Here is a 588-nt window from a genome sequence, read left to right as displayed (position 1 = left end):
TCAACTGGTACGCCTATGTCGGCAACGACCCAATGAACAAGAGTGATCCAACGGGTCTTTATATTTGCTCTGGCAGTAAATCAGACTGCGGAGCAATTAGTGATTACGTAAACACCGCGCAAAACGCCCTGAGTAATTTGGACTCGAAATCGGACGCCGCCAAAAAGTTGAGTGCTACACTTAATTATTTGGGAGCACCGGGTGTGAAGAATGGCGTAACGATCCAATCGGCCTCGTTGAGATCCGGCACGATGGCAAATGCCGGCCCTGGCGGGCTGATCAAGGTTGACATCCAACAAATCAACGCCACGGGCGCGAGGGCGGATTATGCGAGCGCCAACCCCGGCATGACCACGAGTGAGATACAGCGGGGCGTGGGCGCGACCGCCGTGATTCACGAGGCGCGCCACGAGTTGGATTTTAACCGACTTGGTTTCCCTAGTAATAGGGAGCAGGAATACCGGACAGAGCTGAATGCTTCTAGAACGGGGGTGGGTATCGGTCAGGGGTTGAATATGAATAATGGATTCTACGCTCCAGGAGCGACTCAACAGCAAATGGACGATGCTGTTCAGAAGAGCGCTCAAC

General features: G+C 53.4%; 1 pseudogene. It reads left to right on the top strand.

Going from position 1 to position 588, the window contains the following annotated elements:
* Positions 1–588, top strand: a pseudogene (locus J7528_RS24000) (hypothetical protein); the annotation flags it as partial.

The sequence above is a fragment of the Caulobacter sp. genome, assembly GCF_017744445.1.
GTDB lineage: Bacteria > Pseudomonadota > Alphaproteobacteria > Caulobacterales > Caulobacteraceae > Caulobacter.
The sequence above is the reverse complement of the archived record's forward strand: the minus strand, read 5'-3'. Positions and strand labels throughout refer to the sequence as shown.